This is a genomic window from Pedobacter paludis (assembly GCF_003173575.1).
In the GTDB taxonomy this organism is placed as follows: Bacteria; Bacteroidota; Bacteroidia; order Sphingobacteriales; family Sphingobacteriaceae; genus Pedobacter; species Pedobacter paludis.
The window spans coordinates 333,060-350,936 of record NZ_QGNY01000006.1 but is presented as its reverse complement, the minus strand read 5'-3'; the positions used below and the strand labels follow the sequence as shown (position 1 = coordinate 350,936).

Here is a 17,877-nt window from a genome sequence, read left to right as displayed (position 1 = left end):
CTCTCTCCAAGAACTATTTCAAAATAATTCCCTTCCCCCTAATCCCATGTAACCGTCTCCTCCGAAGCGGGATGCAAAAGTAGAAAAAATATCCGCCACGGCAAATACCGGGAACAACAAATTTTCCAAAAAGACCGTAAACGCATGAAAATCAACAAGAAAAAATTAAGGAAAATTAAAGAAAACCAAATGAAGCAGGTAGAGACATGGCGAATTTAATCCTATAGAATTAAATCAGGTATATGTTTAACCCCTGAAATCAAAAGAAATCGTGACTTCGGGAACGAAAAATGAACTTAACGGGATAGAAAATTTTTATATCCTATTATAATCATCAATCATTTCGGCAAAATCGCTATCTAGTTTTTTGAGTATTTCTTCACGCTTAGTGTCATCCTTAACATCCATTAGCATTCTAAAACTCCCTTTAATAGAGGTTAGATAGCCCAAATAGTTCCCGAAAGTGGATTTGAGTGTGATATTAGATTTTTCTAAAGCACCATCATCTGCAGAAAGTTTATTTAGTTCATCTACAGAAAGCGTAAGTTTATCATAATTGGTTTTAAAATTGGGTCCAAGCTCTTTATTTCCTATTTGTGAAAAGGCCGCTTTTGCATACCGCATACTTAATAACATATGATATCTAACCAGCCTACCTTCTTTTTTATTAAGTTCAACAAAATAGTTATCGCGGTTTTCTTTTATTCCAGCCATACTTTTTCTGAGCACGATATATAAGGAATCTACTTTGGCCTGCTTGGCAATAAACTCATTATATAGGTTATTTGCTTTGGCATATTTATCATCAAGGTAGCTTTTACCTTTATAATAACTTTCCAACTGTTGAAGGATGGCGCTTGCACTGATAATTTCTTTGGAAAACGCAATAAGGTTTTTATCAGCATCGCCAAGTTTTGGAGCTTTTTCAGCATTTGCTTCGGCAACTTTAACAGATTGATCTATCCCCCACATAAAATTACCGAAATAAACATCTTCCTTTTGTATCTTCTTTTTTTCAGGGGTCCCCAATTGGTCGTAAAACTTTGTCAAGGTTTCATCCCAACTGCTTCCTTTATCTGATGTGCTGTAATAATTGGTTACCGAAATGTATGAATTAAACTTTTCAGAGAATTCTGGTGAATCATATTTTAATGTTCCGTCATCTTTCTCTTTTGATTGTTTTAAGTTACATGAGGCAAGTGCACAGAGCATCGCCAAAAGGAATCCCATTTTTTTCATAATTTTGATCTGTTTATAATATTTTGTATACGGGATGTTAGGACTAAAGTAATAAATATTACAGTATGCAACCAAAAGTTTTGAAAAACTGTTTGCAGTGAAATAAACCCGATCCAAATGAAAAACACGCATCCCGATTTTCTCGGGAGCGGCTTTGTAATGAGGGCGGGACTATCCTTATATAGTAAGTACAGGTTTGGCTTTTCTTAAAAAGTAAATAGCGCTTCATGTTACCCTTGTTTAGATAAATAATGTTAAAAATTGTTAACGGTTAGATTGGACTGAATTGCTTTGCATAGCTTAGTACCCAATTGTTTTTATTGATGTTATCGTATTATTAATTATCTTTGCAGAATGTTTAAAGTTAAACACTTAATTATTTTAGTATTTGTTGCCGCTTTGGGTATAGCGGGTTGTAAAAGTCGTTTCGAGAAATTGAGGGCGAGTAATGACGTAGCTAAGAAATACCAAGAGGCGCTTCGTTTGTACAATAAAAGGGATTACAGCAAGGCATTGGTGCTTTTTGAAGACCTTTCCCAGAAATATCGTGGGCGTGCAGAAGCTGAAGATTTGAACTATTATTACGCTTATACTTTATATAGATTAAGTGATTACACCACTGCAAGATATCAGTTTAAAAGCTTCGCAGATACCTATCCGGCAAGTAAAAATGCTGAAGAAGCGAGGTATATGGGTGCCTATTGTTATTATTTAGAATCGCCTACTTTTTCATTGGATCAAGAAAATACTTACAAGGCAATTGATGCTTTACAATTGTTTGTGAATCTATACCCAACAAGTGATAGAGCGGCCGCTGCAAGTAAATATATTGCGGATTTAAGAGGCAAACTTGAAGACAAAGCATTTGAAAATGCCAAAATGTACTTAACTACCGGCCCAAGTAATGTTGATAATTACAGAGCAGCTGTTATAGCCTTGAAAAATGCTCAGAGGGATTTTCCAGATATTAAGTATGCTGAGGAAATGGACTATTTAATGATCAAATCGCAGTATTTATATGCGAAAAATAGTTATGTCTTCCGTCAGGAAGATCGCTACAATGAAGCCATATCCTTATATACCGAATTTACAGAGAACCATCCTGATAGTAAATTTACTAAGGATGCAAAACAAGTAAAACAAGATATTGATGCTGGTTTGGTTCTTACTAAACAAGAGCTTGCAGACTTTGCGGTTGAACAGGCAAAATATAAGGAAATGTTGATTAGAACTGGAAAGCTAAAAGACACCACAGTTAATAAAACGGATATTAAAAACAAGTAATACATGAATACTAACAAACCTGCTGTACCGAATACTACGGTTACCAGAAATGTACACGATTTAGATAAAACTACTGATAACCTTTACGAGTCTTTAGTTGTGATTGCTAAAAGAGCAAACCAGATTTCTAATAACATGAAAGAGGAATTGCATGGTAAATTGGCAGAATTTGCATCGAGCAACGATAACTTAGAGGAGATTTTTGAAAATCGTGAGCAAATTGAAATTAGCAAGCATTACGAACGTATGCCTAAGCCAGTTTTGGTTGCGATTGATGAATTTTTGAATGAAAAAATTTATCACAGAAATCCATCAAAAGAACAAAAGTAATAGCAAAAGCGCAAGGCGTTTAGAGCATGGCATTTTTGTGCATCAAGCGTTTTGCTCTATGCATTAGCCATATGCTCCATGCTAAATAACAAAAATATAATCCTTGGCGTTTGCGGTAGTATCGCAGCTTATAAGTCGGCCGTTTTGGTTAGACTTTTGGTTAAAGCTGGTGCAAACGTTAAGGTTATTCTTACCCCTGATGGTGCTAATTTCATTACACCACTTACACTTGCTACACTTTCTAAAAACCCAGTTTACACGCAGTATTTCGAAGAAGAAACCGGCGTGTGGAGCAATCATGTAGAATTAGGGCTTTGGGCCGATTTAATTATTATTGCGCCCATTAGTGCAAATACATTAGCAAAGCTGGCCACGGGTATATGCGATAATTTATTAACCGCTGTTTATCTTTCTGCAAAATGCCTTGTATATGTGGCTCCTGCCATGGATCTGGACATGTGGAAACATGAAACCACTCAAAATAATATTCAAAAAATAACGGGCTTTGGCAATACAGTAATAGAACCAGGAACCGGTGAATTGGCGAGTGGATTGCATGGTGCAGGTAGAATGGCTGAGCCTAAGGAAATTGTATCTTTTCTTGAACATGCATTGAAAAAATCGATGCCATTTTTCGGTAAAAAGGTTTTGGTAACCGCAGGACCAACATATGAGGCAATTGATCCGGTTCGTTTTATTGGCAATCATTCATCTGGAAAAATGGGTTTCGCCTTAGCTGATGAATTGGCTAAACTGGGTGCCGATGTAACTTTAGTTGCTGGTCCGACAAGTCAAAAAGCTACCGAAATTTTAAAAAGAATAGATGTTGTAAGCGCTCAAAACATGTTCGATGCATGTACAGCTATTTTTGAACAAACTGATATCACGGTAATGTGTGCCGCAGTAGCCGATTACCGACCAAAAACCATTTCCAATCAAAAAATTAAAAAGCAGGATAGCGATTTTAATTTAGAATTGGAGAAAACGGTAGATATTTTGGCCACTTTGGGCAAAAATAAAAAGCCTCATCAAATTTTAGTTGGTTTTGCTTTAGAAACGAACGACGAAGAAAACTACGCAAAGGGAAAGCTTGAAAAGAAAAACTTAGATCTGGTTGTACTTAATTCTTTAAATGATAAAGGTGCGGGTTTTAAATCAGATACAAATAAAATTACTATTTTTAACAAGGCATTGGAGCGCAGGGTTTTCGAAGTAAAAGCCAAGGATGAGGTTGCTAAGGATATTTGTAATGCCATTTTAAAAATTATACAATGATAAAAAGATTTGTTTTTTTTCTTCTATTGATCGGTTTAGGTAAACTGCATGCTCAAGAATTAAACGCCAGAGTTCAGCTTTTGGCACCACAGGTTTCTAACATTAGTAAGCCAACTTTAGAGGCTTTGCAAAAAACAATCCGCGATTTTTTAAACAACAACAAATTTAGTAACGAAAGCTACAAACCGCAGGAACGGATAGATTGCAATTTTGTAATCACCATAAATTCTTGGGATGGAGGTTCTGGTTATACCGCAGAAGCTCAGATTCAAAGCAGTAGGCCGGTTTTTAACAGTTCTTACAACAGCACATTGCTGAACATGAGCGACAAAAATTTTGACTTTAGCTACAATGATGGCTCTACAATAGATTTCTCAGATCAGAATTACATTTCTAATATCAGTGCGCTTCTATCCTATTACGCGTACACCATTATAGGCTTGGATAAAGATAGCTTTAGCAAAATGGGCGGAACGCCTTATTTTAAAAAAGCACAAAACATAATTAATCTGGCACAAACATCTGGCAATACTGGTTGGAAAGCCGCCGATGGATTACGCAATCGTTTTTGGTTTAATGAGAATGTACTTAATCCGGTTTTCAGCGAACTGCGTTCATTTATTTACAGTTATCATTTAAGCGGATTAGATCAATTAACAGATAATGATAAAGGACTAGGTCAGATTGTTTCCGCGCTTCCGGCCTTACAGCAAATGGATAAACAAAAACTAGGTTCGATTTTTCCAAATGTTTACTTCGCATCCAAAGCAGAGGAAATTACAAATGTTCTTTCTAAATTAAATGGCCAGGAACGTATGAAAGCCTACAATATGCTTGCGGAAATAGATCCTGCAAATATTGGAAAATACGAAGGATTGAAGAAATAAATTGCTTAAAGGTTAATTGATTAATTGTATCAATTGGTTAATTGTAACAGCAATTGGCTTATTAAGCATAAAGAAGGTTTTGCAAACCTTGATTACTGTAGATGGATTACAAATCCATCATTATCCTCAGTACGAGATGCGCTCCGTTAACATCTCGAACAGCATAAATATTAGGACAAAAATGAGTTATTCATTCCCATCCTATTCATATCTCGTGCAACATTTAATTTTATTTTTTGTCTTCTAGTTAAAAAAATGTTAAAATATTTTGATTATACGAATATCTTCGTACATTTGAATACGAAATTATTCGTACAACTGTAACAATATGACTAGCAACAACATCAAACCAACAGAAGGCGAAATGGAAATTTTGCAGGTGCTATGGCAAAAAGGCCTAGCTACAGTAAGAGAAGTTCATGAAGCGTTGAATAAAAAAGATTCTGGATATACTACTACGCTTAAACTAATGCAGATTATGCATGAGAAGGGAATGGTAGAAAGAGATACAAATCAGAAAACACACATTTATAATGCAATTGTAAATCGGGATAAAACCGAAAAGCAATTGGTGAATAAAATGATTGATAATGTATTTAACGGATCGGCAGCAAGGTTAGTAATGCAGGCATTGGGAAATCATAGTGCCAGTGCGGATGAAATTGACGAGATAAAGAAATATTTGGATAGCCTTAAATAAAGGCAACGGGTTGAAAGGTGTAGGGTTTGGATCCCTAAATAAACAATTAAAATTTTCGATCAGAAAAAATTATCATTATGGAAACTTTAGTTCAACAATTTATTAAAGCATTTGGCTGGAGCATTTTAAACTCATTGTGGCAAAGTGCAATCATCTACGGTATTTTATTTATCGTTTTATTTAGCTTGCCTAAATTGGCGGCCAAGTACAAACACAATCTGGCTTTTGGCGCTATCGTAATCATGTTTGTAGGCTTCGGATACAATTTTATTCATCAACTACAACAAAGTACAACCAGAACATTATCAGTTAGGGATATTCAGAACCTACAAGCCTACCCGTATTTCAATAATCTACCTCAAAGTTTTAGCAGCAAAGCCGAACAATACTTCCCAATAGTTGTAGCGTTTTATATCATAGGAATAATTTTACAGCTTTTTGTAATTATAAAAGGCTATGGCCAGTTATCCAAATTTAAAAAGGAAAGCTTAAGTGCAATTCCAGAACGCTGGAAAGAGATTTTTATTCAGGTTACTTCCAATCTAAAAATCAACAAAAGTATAAAATTTCACCTTTCTTCAATTGTAAATGTTCCTTTGGTTATTGGCTATTTAAAACCAGTAGTTTTATTTCCCCTAGCCTTGGTAAATCAATTGGATGAAGATCAGGTAGAGGCCATTTTAATTCACGAGCTATCGCACATCCGCAGAAATGATTTCTTGCTAAATCTTATCAAAACAGCAATAGAAACCTTGCTTTTCTTTAACCCATTCGTTTGGATGGCAGGCAGATTCATACATATTGAAAGGGAACATGCCTGTGATGATTTGGTTTTGAAGTTTACTGGCAAACCATTAAACTATGCTCATGCCCTACTCAAATTAGAACTACTAAAAGATAAAAACAGCCCGGCTTATGCTTTGGCCGCAACAGGCAAAACCCAAAATTTATATCAGCGTATTAAAAGAATAACCAATATGAAAACTAACTATTTAAATGCCAAACAACAAATGGCAGCCTTAACCTTAGGTGTTGCCTGCTTATTCTCTATTGCATGGATTAATCCTGTAGAAAAGAAAAAAGCCATAAGAAAGATTGTTAAAGAGAACAGAATTCAGTCTAACATAATCTCAGACAATACTCCAGCTGTTTATTTAGACACTACAAAAAAACATAAAATTAAAATTGTAACTATTGACGCCAACGGCAACAAAACCGAATACAATTCGGTTAAGGATATGCCTGATAGCCTAAGAAAAGATTTTTACAGAAATCAGGTTTTTCAAGGCAATCGCATTTACAGACTGAACTCTGATACTGCCTTTAAGTTTAGAGATTCATTATTCCAGACTAAAATATATCGTGAATTTAGCTCACCGGAGGCTCAACTTAAATGGAAAAAATTTGGCGACGATATTGCCAAAGAATACAGCTCGCCTGAAGCCCAGGCCAAATGGAAAAAATTTGGAGATGACTTTGCAAAAGAATTTAACTCGCCAGAGGCACAGGCAAAATGGAAAAAAATGGGTGAAGACATGGCAAAAAGAATGAATTCGCCTGAAGAGCAAGCCAAATGGAAAAAGATGAGCGAAGATATGGTGAAGGAATTCAGTTCACCAGAAGCGCAGGCAAAGTGGAAGAAAATGGGTGAAGAAATGGCTATAAAAATGAATTCTCCAGAATTTAGAGCACAATTAGATGGTTTAAAAATGAGAGTAAAGGGATTGGACGCAAGAAAGATGTCCGCACTATCGCGAAGCAACATAGACTCTCTAGTTAAATTACGCAGCTTTTCATATGACTCTGATGGCCCTGTTATCTTTATGCAAGATAGAACATCGAAAAAGGTAAGAGAATCTGAAGAATACAAAAAAATCAAAGAAAGATTCGATAAGGAGGTTAAAGAGTTAAAAGAGAAGCTGGAAAAAAAAGAGAAAAAAGAAAGATCAGAAAAACCTGAGCGACCAGAACAATAAAAATAAACCAAACCAATTATACTCGAAACGGTGGAGAAGCATCTCCACCGTTTTTTGTTTGAAAAAACTGGATTTGAGATTCCAACCTACGGGGTTAAATGTTTATTTTCGTAGTCTCTATGCTACAAAAACTTTCAATACGCAATTACGCTTTAATAGATAGTCTAGATATCGAATTTGATAAAGGCTTAAACATCATTACTGGTGAAACTGGCGCCGGTAAATCCATCATTTTGGGTGCATTATCTTTAATTTTAGGTCAAAGGGCCGAAAGCAAGTATTTCTTTAATCAAGATAAAAAATGTGTTATCGAAGGCGCTTTTGTGTTGGGAGATGAAAACTTAAAAGAGCTTTTTGAGGAACATGATGTTGATTTTTTTAATGAAAGCACACTTCGGAGAGAAATCTCTATTGATGGTAAATCGCGGTCTTTTATAAATGATACACCCGTAAATCTTTCCATATTAAAGCAAATTGGAGAGAAATTAATTGATATCCATTCTCAACATGCTACCCAGGAAATTAATGACGCAGATTTTCAGTTGTTGATTGTGGATTCACTGGCCAATCACAACGCACTGCTTTTTGATTATCGTAATGGGTTTAAAAAATTAAGACAAGAAAGTAATCGACTAAAGAAGCTAGTTACTGATGCAAAAGAGGCAAGAAGTAAACAGGATTATGAACAATTTCTTTTTAATGAACTTGAACAGGCGAACTTAAAAGAGCATGAGCAAGAAGAGTTAGAACAGGAATTAGAACGGTTAACACACGCGGAAAGCATTAAACGAGCATTATTAACCACAACAGGTTTATTAACTGAAGCTGAACCATCGGCCCTGCAGCTATTAAAAGAAGCACAGGTTCAATTACAGAGCATTGAAAAATTTGATTCAGAGATTAACATTCTTTATGAAAGATTGCGTTCGTCGATAATCGAAATTAAAGATATTGCTGATGAAACCGCGGGGTTGGAAGCCGATACCTTGCATAGTGCAGAACGTTTGGACATAATAAATCAGCGATTGGATTTATTATATTCTTTACAACAAAAACATCGGGTTGCAGATAATACGGAGCTGCTTGAATTGCAAAAACAACTGGAAAACAATCTAAATCAACTTCTTTCTTCAGACGAAAATATCGAACAACTCACGAAAGAAATAGAGCAACTTAAAATTGAATTACATAAAAAGGCCAATCAACTCAGCTTAAATCGAATAAAGGCTATAAAAAGTGTAGAAGAACAAACTGGCAATACGTTAAAAAAAGTTGGTATGCCTAATGCTCAATTGGTTCTAACACAGAAAAAACAAGAAGAACTTAGTAAAGATGGTTTGGATGAAATTAACTTACTTTTTACAGCAAATGCAGGTCAAGCCCCTGCCCCTGTAAATAAAGTAGCATCTGGAGGAGAATTATCAAGGTTAATGTTGGCAATCAAGGCACTATTAGCAAAACATACTTCCCTACCCACCATAATATTCGATGAAATTGACACTGGGATTTCTGGAGAAACCGCATTAAAAGTTGGTGAGGTAATAGCGCAGCTCGGCAACAATATGCAGGTAATTTCCATCACTCACCTTCCGCAAATTGCGGCCAAAGGAATGTCTCATTATTTCGTTTATAAAAATGAAGATGGTGGCAAAACAACTACAGGCATCCGTAAACTTAAACAGGAAGAAAGAATTGCTGCGATTGCAGAGATGTTAAGTGGAAAAAATCCAGGTGCTTCTGCCATCGAAAACGCAAAAGAACTGTTGGGATAGTTATAATTATTTCAAATTTAGATTAACTAATAAATTAGTTTATATTTGATTAATGAGAATCTTTTTTAGCCTATTCATATTATTCACATTATGTGCTGAATCTTTTGCTCAACAAAGCTTTAATTTAAGTGGCTACGTTCGGGATAAGAAAGGTGAAGTTTTGCCCGGAACAGGAATATATGTAAGTGGCTATAAAATTGCGACCGCTACAAATAACGATGGCAGTTATATTCTAAATTTAAAGCAAGGTAATTATGATATTCTGGTTCAGCTTATAGGATTTAAAGCCGTAAACAAAAATATTGTTATCACAGATAAAAGTGTAAAGTTAGATTTCGTTCTTGAAGAAAGTGTAACGCAATTGGCTGAGGTTACCATAAAACCAGATCCGAATAGAGAAAACTACATCAATCTTTTTAAAAGTTATTTTATAGGTACAACACCGAATGCAGAATCTTGCAAAATCCTTAATCCGCAGGTATTAAGGATAGATTACAATAAGGAAGCGGGATTACTCAATGTTAAAACAGATGAATTTTTAATCATAGAGAATAAAGCATTAGGATATAAAATCAAATACTTAATTAATGATTTCCTTTATGATTACAATTCGAGAATTATCTATTACGAAGGCTACCCAACATACGAAGACTTACCAGGCTCATCAGGTAAAAAGAAAAAATGGGCAGAAAAAAGATTAGAAGCCTACAATGGCTCAGCTCAACACTTTTTTACCTCGCTTTTTAATAATAATTCCTTTGAAGAAGGTTTTGTTATTAATAAACTGATTAGAAAACCAAACCCTGAAAGGCCGCCTGACAGTACAATTAGAGCAAATATCAAACGGTTAACCCAGGCACAAACAGGTATAAAAGGAACTTTACGTATAAACTTGCATGGTCAGGATTCACTTAGTTATTGGATCGCTAAGAAAAATTTACCCCAGGGAATTTCTATACTGAGCAGAGCACAGATCTCTCCAGATACTTTGGTTCATCAGTTTAATCAGAACATAAAGAGCATAAATTTTAGTGATGTGCTTTACGTAATTTATACCAAGGAAAGGGAACATGATGCCTTTGCAAACAGGATTGGTCAATCGATTGCCAGACCATTAGATATGCCAAATTACCAAGTCTCCTTAATAAACTTATCGATAAGGCCCGTTTATTTTTACAAGAATGGCTCCGTATACAATACGAAATCGATGCTTTACGAAGGTTATTGGGCTTGGGAAAAAGTTGCGGATAGTGTTCCAATGGATTATGTGCCTCCCCCAAGGTAAAAGCTTGGTTATTATTGAATTCCAGAATGTTAAAATTGTTAAAATTCTTTTTTCATTTTCCTAAATATTAAGGCTTTTGGCTACATTCGTCTCCATGATTAAAAGCCTTTTAGCATCCCTTCTCTTTCTCATTGTGGCTGCTAATTCATTTGCTCAAAATACGTTTGCCATAACAGGGACCGTTCGCGATAAAAAGGATGGTTTGCCTGGCGCGAGCATTTATTTAAGTGGTTATAAAATTGCAACTGTTGCAGATAACGATGGGAAATTCAGAATCGGAAACTTAAAACCCGGCAGTTACGATTTATTGGTTCAAATAGTGGGCTATCTGCCCTATTCAAAAAGCGTCATCATTTCCGATCAATCTGTTCAGGTAGATTTGGTGCTAAAAGAAAATGTTGCTCAATTGGATGAAGTTGTAATTCGTGCAGATCCAAACCGTCAAAAATACATCAATCAGTTTAAAGAATTCTTTATTGGAAAAACGCCAAATGCACTTCAATGCAAAATATTAAATCCGCAGGTTTTAAATGTAGATTTTGATATCACAAACAGTACGCTAACCGTTACCACAACCGAATTTTTGGTGGTTGAGAATAGGGCGCTTGGTTATCGATTAAAATATATGTTAGATCATTTCGAGTACAACTCTCGAACCCACATTATTTATTATTCCGGTCACCCATTTTTTGAAGAATTAAAAGCAACCGCAGCTAAAAAGAAAAAATATATTGCAGCCAGAGAAATTGCCTATTATGGTTCGTCGCAGCATTTTTTTAAATCGTTGTATCAAAACAAAGCCCAGGAAGAAGGTTACATCATTACCAAAATGGTTAAAATCCCCAATCCAAACCGATATCCTGAATATGTAATCAACGAAAATTTAAGAAAAATCAAAACCTTGCCAGAGAAAACAGGTGTTAGAAAAACTGCGGGTAAAATAGATACTGCTCTTTTAAACTTTTGGACCAAACAAAGAGACATGCCCAAAACAATTGATAAATTTAGTCGGGCAGACATTTTAACCGATACTTTGGTACATGATTATAACCAAAACCTAAAATGGCTAAATTATACCGATGCGCTTTGCATTCAATACACCAAAGAGAAAGAATCTTTGGCCTATTCAAAATCGGGATTTTGGGTTTTTAGACCATTGGATGTTCCAGAAAACGAAATTTCTATTGTTAACCTATTACAGGCTCCAGTTCGTTTTTATGAGAACGGAGGCATTTACGATTCCCGTTCTTTACTTTTTGAAGGTTATTGGGCTTATGAAAAAGTAGCAGATATGGTACCTATGGATTATGTTCCTTTGAGTAAAACGAATTCCAGACAATAAAAAGAGAGCGCTAATTATTGAGGCATTAATTATCTATTTTTTAAAGGTCATTTTACATTTACTACCCAAGAGCCTGATGTCGAATCTCTAAAAGATTCAATATCAAAATCAACAGTCTTCCTTCCATCACAAATCCCAATATGAGGGGTGGCTGGCGGATTAAATCCTTCGGTTACAGCCTTTATGCCTATCCAGTGTTCTCCTTTTGATAGCTTTCCAGTGTAATAAACTCTGGCGGTATCGGATAAGCCCAACTTTCTGAAAATCAATTTTCCATCAAAATAAAAATCAATAGTATCCCCATCAATTGCCTGGCTATCATATAATTTTATCTCGGCCTTTCCATTTATAGTTGTTATTCCTTGTTGTATAAAGCCAGCTTTTGAAATTGGCTCTTCTCTTAAAAAAAAACACCAAACACCAAATGGAATAAAAACGAAAACGAAAATCATTAAGGTAATCTGTTTCTTTTTCATATCGATACAGTTTAAAAAGCTGGATCCATTGATGACGGACGGTAGATTACTCTAAATTTTCCATCGCTAAATTTTGTAGATCTTTCCAGATTCGTTTCATATAGCGCATACATAGTGGGATTAAACGTACCCTCAATTACATAGGCATCTTTATTACTTTTATCTACTCTGGTAATGTGCACCGTATTTTCTTGAACGGGCACGTCAAAAGTTGTACTCGCCAATTCTTTATCAGAAGTTTTTGCCTCTGGGTAATAAAATATTCCGCTTTGGGTTCCATTGTCGTTTTTCGTAGAAGAATAATTCCCAACCTTTATTCCCTGTTTCGAATGAAAGGATAAATCCATTCTGGATCCATCTTCAGCTTCGGCGAAAATCGAAAACTGCTTATCAAGTTCCTTATAACTTAAATTGTATTCCTTAAATTCTTTAGATGGAAATGCCTGCCACAGCTTCCCGTTAATCTTAACAGAAAAATATTCATCTGAATTTTGAGAATTTACTTCTTCCTTTTTTTTGTTAGATGAATCTGAATTACAGGAAAGCAGGCTGGCAACTAAAAAAACAATTAATCCTGTTTTTAAAAACCAGATAGATTTTAGGTTCGAAATCATAACAATAAAATTTATGATCTAAACCTAAGCTTAATGACGGATTGGTTCCACTTCTAATCTACCAACGGCTATAAATAATCGGTGAAGGTATTTGAGTTAACTAAATAAAACAGATACTGTTGTAATTTCCGAATTGCTTACAATCTGTAAGTTGGCATTTAATTTTTGTGCAAGTTCCTTTACGATAAGCAAACCATAACCCGAAGATTTACTTTTCACGTTTACATTATTGATTAAATCTTCAATTACAATCGCCGGAATTTCATCTCCAGAATTGATAACAGAAATATACTTTTGATTTTTATCGTTTAAACCTGCAATAAGAACAACTTCAGACAGAATATGGCTGTGATTAATCGCATTTTGCAATAGGTTGCGCAATATTATACTGAGCAAATTTTCATCACTTTCTAAATATTCAAATGCCATTGCTCCAGTCTTGATTTTAATTTGCTTAACATCAGCTTGACTGCTCATCAAATTTGATGCATGTTCAAAAAGCTGGGCAATTTCAACATCATAAATATCCAACGCAAAATTTTCCATCTGGCTTTTAGACCACAACAGCAAGTCTTCCATAGTCTCTAAAAGATTTGTAGAAGAGTGTATTAACTTTTGCTGATGCAGATTTTTTTCTTCTTCGGAAATTAATGCCGCGTTTTGTTCTTGCAATTTTAAAAAGGTAAACAGCTGGCTCACCGGACTTCTTAAATCATGTGAAATTATACTGAAAAGCTTTGTCTTAGTTTGGTTAGATTCATTCAACTTTGCATTAATAACATCAAGTTCACTATTTTTTTCATTCAGCAACAAATTTGCCTTTTGCTTATTTCTAACATTTAAATAAATTAAGCCTAATGCAAAAAAAGACAGTATAGAAACGCCAATTAACAACCATCTTGTACGCTTCTCTTGCGCCAACTGAATATTTTTAATTTCATTTTCATTATTTAAAACGCTTATACGCTGTTGCTTAATTCCATTTTGGAAGCGTGCTTCCATTTCGATTATATTTTTGGAAATGGATTCTGTTTTTATGGAATCAGTATATTTTGCATACTCAAGCACATGATTATAAGCGTCATTTGTCAGATTCAAATTCCGTTCTGCTTTAGATAAGCTGTAATATAACAAAGCAATCGAAGCCTTATTTTTGAAATACAAAGCCAGCGGAAGTGCCATTTTATAGTTGTTAATCGCTTCGCCATTTTTACCCTGTTTCAGCATTAAATCGCCCAAAGCCATTTTAACATTATAAAGGTCTTCTTTTTCTTGGCTTACATTAACATTTCTTTCTGCCTCATACAAGAATTCACCCGCTTCTTTCAATTTATTTATGGCCAGATAATACCTACCCAACTCCACCTGTCCATCAATTAATATGGTAATGTCCTTACTTTTATAAACCGATTTATTTAGTTTATCGTAGTAATACAAACCCGAATCTAACTTCTTTAACGCGATATAGGAAGTTACCAAATCCTTGTAGGCGGTTTCTAGTCCTTCCTGATAATTATCTAAATAGCCTGTTGACTCCTTAAAATAAGAAAGGCTTTCGGCAGGGCGCTTTAAATTTTGATAAATCTCGCCGATGGCCAGATAACCTACACCAATGTTAGAGCGGGAAGCAGAATTTTTTGTTTTGGCATAATCCAATTTTAAATATTTAATGTATACTAAATAGCTTTGTAAAGCCTTTTCCCACATACCAGCATTAAAATAATATTCGCCAAGTACGATACTTACTCCAACCTGAATCTCTTCATCCCGATCTATTTTTGCGATTTCAATCAACTGATTCCGGGCTTCATTTCCTTGAGCAGACATCTGCTTGTTATCGTAAAGACCTGCCAGTCGCCTTAGCGCAAAAACAATTCTGGAATTATTATTGGCTTTTTCGGCATATTTTTTCGATACTTCATAATAATGTATTGCGCTGTCAATTTTATAAGTCGATTCATATCCCCCGGCCAAATGAAAATTAAAAACAGATTTATAATAATAATTAGTTGAAGGCGTAATCCTTAGTCCAATTTTGGCTGCCTTGATAAGTTCTGGATAATTTTCAATACCCGAGGGAATTCCCTTTAACTTATCGCAATGGGTATTCCATTCTTTTAACTTCTCATCAACAGCATGGTTGGATTGAGCAAAACAAAAGCTGCTCAAACCAAGCACAAATAATATGAAACAACCTTTGAAGATTTTTTTTTCGAGCCTTTTCATAAAATTGATTCTTATATCCTGATTCTGGACAGGGTTGATTTATATGTTTTACCAATTGGTAAATTCATATCCCCTACGCCTACAAAAACAGCATTCTTAGCAGTTATTTTGTCTTTTGCCACAGCATAACTTCTATGAATGCGAACAAATTTATCGGTAGGTAAAGAATCTAAAAATTTTGATAAAGTAGTTAATGTTAGATGAACTTTTTTTTCGGTTACTATTTTGGTATAATCTCCAAATGCCTCTAAATAAAAGATATCGCCTGCATTTAATTTTACGGTTGTTAAACCATCTTTAAAAACAACTTCTTCATGATCAAAAAGTACATCATAAGCTTCTGCTTTATTTTTAAGTTGATTAAAATCTTTTAATCTTTTAATGGTATCATTAAATCTTTGCGTTTCAAGGGGTTTTAAAATAAAATCAAAGACCTTTAATTGAAAACCTTCTAAAGCATATTCGGGATGTGAAGAGATAATTATATTAGCGGTTGAGGTATTATTTATAGTTCTGATAAATTCCAAGCCCGTAATATCAGGCATGTCAATATCCACAAATAAAATATCTGGCTTATTTAGGCTGAAGAAATTCAATGCCTCTAAACAATTATCAAAACTGCCAATAATTTTTAAATCAGGATAGTTAAAAACTTCATTTTCAACTGCTTTCCTATCTAAATCAGAATCGTCAATAATAATACAAGATAAAATGTTATTCATATACTGGGTATAGGCTTTATAAACATAACAAAAATATTGACATGATTTTACAAGGATCAACACAAAATAATTTTTCAACAACACAACAAATTACTAAAAATATTAGTAATTTTAATATATGAATGGCGAAGATGAAAAACAATATTTTAAAGGTCGTGGTGCACAAGTTAACCCGCATAACAAATTTTTAAAAGATGTTTACGTGAAGGAACATGATGAAGGAATAGACGATTGGGAAGAAACAGACCATAAAACGACTTTCCTTTTTGAGCATTCGAAAACCATTGTAAACAAAGTGGATAGCCCTGATGTTGGAATGGCTTATTCGTTAAATCCATATCAAGGTTGCGAACATGGTTGCACTTATTGTTATGCCCGTAATTCCCACCAATATTGGGGCTACAGTGCAGGAATAGAATTTGAAAGAAAAATAATAGTAAAAAGGGATGCCCCAGAACTTTTCAAAAAATTTTTGGAAAAGAAAGGATGGGATGCAACTACAATATCACTTTCCGGAAACACGGATTGTTATCAGCCTGCAGAAAGAAAATTCAAATTAACCAGACAGCTTTTAGAAATAGCTTTGAAATATAAACAGCCCATTGGCATGATTACCAAAAATTCGCTTATTCTAAGGGATATTGATATTCTATCGGAAATGGCAAAATTAAATCTATGTATGGTTTATGTTTCTATAAACAGTTTAAATGAAAGCTTGCGACAGGTTATGGAACCCAGAACTACAACCGCCAAACAGCGTTTAAAAATTGTTGAGGAACTGAGCAAAGCTGGAATACCGATGGGCGTAATGGTTGCCCCACTGGTTCCGGGATTAAGTGACCACGAAATTCCAAAAATTTTAAAGGCCGTAGCAAATGCAGGAGCCATTAAAGCGGGTTATACAGTAGTGCGTTTAAATGGAGCAATTGCACAGATTTTTGAAGACTGGCTAAGAAAAAATTTCCCCGATCGTTTTGATAAAGTTTGGCACATGATCCAAAGCTGTCACGGTGGCAATGTAAACGACAGTAGATTTGGTGATAGAATGCGAGGAGATGGAAATATCGCTCAAATGATAAGGGATAATTTTAGATTACACGCAAGATTAAACGGACTGAATGTTAAGGATATTGGTTTAAATCATTCTTTATTCAAAGTTCCAAACGCTCAAACAAGTTTGTTTTAAGATTATTGCTTACCAAAATCCTGCGTCCAGTATTTGCCATCTTTGGCAGCACCCATTTCCTTAAAATTTGCATTCATAATATTTTTGCAGTGGCCTTCGCTATTTATCCAGGCGTCAAAAACTGCCTGTTCTGTGGGTTGCCCCGCAGCAATATTTTCGCCATACGCCATCCACTTATAACCAGCAGCTGTAAGTCTGTCTCCAGGTGTTTTGCCATTTAAAGAATTATGATCAAAAAAGTTATTAGCGTTCATATCCTTGCTGTGCGCTAAAGCGGCGGCTGCTAAAAGATTATTCCATGTTAATGCCGCTACTGGTGGCATAACGGTTGTTCCACAATTACACCCAACCGCACGTTTATCGTTTACCAATTTTAAAAGCAAATCGTTATTAAGATTAGTCACTACAGATGGACCATCAATTTTAGATTGTGTTTCAACCTCAACAATACTTTTTTTACAAGAAACTAAAGCAAGTGAGAGACACAGTGTAAATAAATATGGTTTCTTCATTAAATAGGGAAATAATGACGAAAATACACAGTAAATCACGAAAAAAAAGTT

The 17,877-nt window shown here is 34.9% G+C and carries 16 protein-coding genes; 10 read left to right on the top strand and 6 right to left on the bottom strand.

Annotation, left to right across the window (positions count from 1 at the left end; all coding sequences use genetic code 11):
• Window positions 1-315: 315 nt before the first annotated feature.
• Window positions 316-1,239, bottom strand: a complete 924-nt coding sequence (locus tag DF947_RS17590; protein ID WP_158526289.1) for a DUF3829 domain-containing protein — start codon at window positions 1,237-1,239, stop codon at window positions 316-318.
• 354 nt (window positions 1,240-1,593) lie between these two features.
• Between DF947_RS17590 and DF947_RS17585 the strand changes: the two genes are divergently transcribed.
• From DF947_RS17585 to DF947_RS17545, 9 genes are all read left to right on the top strand, one after another.
• Window positions 1,594-2,523 (top strand): outer membrane protein assembly factor BamD, encoded by a 930-nt coding sequence (locus DF947_RS17585; RefSeq protein ID WP_109931353.1) that lies wholly within the window; start codon window positions 1,594-1,596, stop codon window positions 2,521-2,523.
• Window positions 2,524-2,526: 3 nt separating this feature from the next.
• Window positions 2,527-2,853, top strand: a complete 327-nt coding sequence (locus DF947_RS17580; RefSeq protein ID WP_109926040.1) for a DNA-directed RNA polymerase subunit omega — start codon at window positions 2,527-2,529, stop codon at window positions 2,851-2,853.
• A 78-nt stretch (window positions 2,854-2,931) separates the two neighbouring features.
• Complete coding sequence (coaBC, locus tag DF947_RS17575; RefSeq protein ID WP_109931352.1) at window positions 2,932-4,128, top strand: bifunctional phosphopantothenoylcysteine decarboxylase/phosphopantothenate--cysteine ligase CoaBC; 1,197 nt, start codon at window positions 2,932-2,934, stop codon at window positions 4,126-4,128.
• Window positions 4,125-5,015: a type IX secretion system protein PorD gene (porD, locus tag DF947_RS17570; RefSeq protein ID WP_109931351.1), complete on the top strand. Its 891-nt coding sequence runs from the start codon at window positions 4,125-4,127 to the stop codon at window positions 5,013-5,015. Before coaBC ends, porD begins: the two co-directional genes overlap by 4 nt.
• A 328-nt stretch (window positions 5,016-5,343) precedes the next feature.
• Window positions 5,344-5,715 carry a BlaI/MecI/CopY family transcriptional regulator gene (locus DF947_RS17565; protein WP_109931350.1) on the top strand — a complete coding sequence of 124 codons (372 nt, stop codon included), beginning with the start codon at window positions 5,344-5,346 and terminating at the stop codon, window positions 5,713-5,715.
• Between the two features lie 77 nt (window positions 5,716-5,792).
• Window positions 5,793-7,691: a M56 family metallopeptidase gene (locus tag DF947_RS17560; RefSeq protein ID WP_109931349.1), complete on the top strand. Its 1,899-nt coding sequence runs from the start codon at window positions 5,793-5,795 to the stop codon at window positions 7,689-7,691.
• Window positions 7,692-7,810: 119 nt separating this feature from the next.
• Window positions 7,811-9,463, top strand: a complete 1,653-nt coding sequence (gene recN, locus DF947_RS17555; RefSeq protein WP_109931348.1) for a DNA repair protein RecN — start codon at window positions 7,811-7,813, stop codon at window positions 9,461-9,463.
• A 52-nt stretch (window positions 9,464-9,515) separates the two neighbouring features.
• A complete protein-coding gene (locus tag DF947_RS17550; RefSeq protein WP_109931347.1) occupies window positions 9,516-10,748 on the top strand; it encodes a carboxypeptidase-like regulatory domain-containing protein in 1,233 nt (410 codons plus the stop codon).
• Window positions 10,749-10,842: 94 nt separating this feature from the next.
• On the top strand, window positions 10,843-12,090 hold the full coding sequence (locus DF947_RS17545) for a carboxypeptidase-like regulatory domain-containing protein (protein WP_109931346.1): 1,248 nt from the start codon (window positions 10,843-10,845) through the stop codon (window positions 12,088-12,090).
• A 47-nt stretch (window positions 12,091-12,137) separates the two neighbouring features.
• Here the strand turns inward: DF947_RS17545 and DF947_RS17540 are convergent, their stop codons facing one another.
• The 4 genes from DF947_RS17540 to DF947_RS17525 form a co-directional block, all read right to left on the bottom strand.
• Window positions 12,138-12,566, bottom strand: a complete 429-nt coding sequence (locus DF947_RS17540) for a hypothetical protein (RefSeq protein WP_109931345.1) — start codon at window positions 12,564-12,566, stop codon at window positions 12,138-12,140.
• A gap of 11 nt (window positions 12,567-12,577) precedes the next feature.
• Window positions 12,578-13,180 (bottom strand): hypothetical protein, encoded by a 603-nt coding sequence (locus tag DF947_RS17535; RefSeq protein WP_109931344.1) that lies wholly within the window; start codon window positions 13,178-13,180, stop codon window positions 12,578-12,580.
• A gap of 96 nt (window positions 13,181-13,276) precedes the next feature.
• Window positions 13,277-15,406 carry a tetratricopeptide repeat-containing sensor histidine kinase gene (locus DF947_RS17530; RefSeq protein WP_109931343.1) on the bottom strand — a complete coding sequence of 710 codons (2,130 nt, stop codon included), beginning with the start codon at window positions 15,404-15,406 and terminating at the stop codon, window positions 13,277-13,279.
• A gap of 11 nt (window positions 15,407-15,417) precedes the next feature.
• A complete protein-coding gene (locus DF947_RS17525; RefSeq protein WP_109931342.1) occupies window positions 15,418-16,128 on the bottom strand; it encodes a LytR/AlgR family response regulator transcription factor in 711 nt (236 codons plus the stop codon).
• Window positions 16,129-16,246: 118 nt separating this feature from the next.
• Here DF947_RS17525 and DF947_RS17520 point away from each other — a divergent pair, with 118 nt between their 5' ends.
• Window positions 16,247-17,314 carry a PA0069 family radical SAM protein gene (locus DF947_RS17520; protein WP_109931341.1) on the top strand — a complete coding sequence of 356 codons (1,068 nt, stop codon included), beginning with the start codon at window positions 16,247-16,249 and terminating at the stop codon, window positions 17,312-17,314.
• Window positions 17,315-17,316: 2 nt separating this feature from the next.
• Here DF947_RS17520 and DF947_RS17515 read toward each other — a convergent pair whose 3' ends face one another.
• Entirely contained in the window at window positions 17,317-17,826 is a 510-nt protein-coding gene (locus DF947_RS17515; protein ID WP_109931340.1) for a CAP domain-containing protein, read from the bottom strand.
• Between the last annotated feature and the right edge of the window lie 51 nt (window positions 17,827-17,877).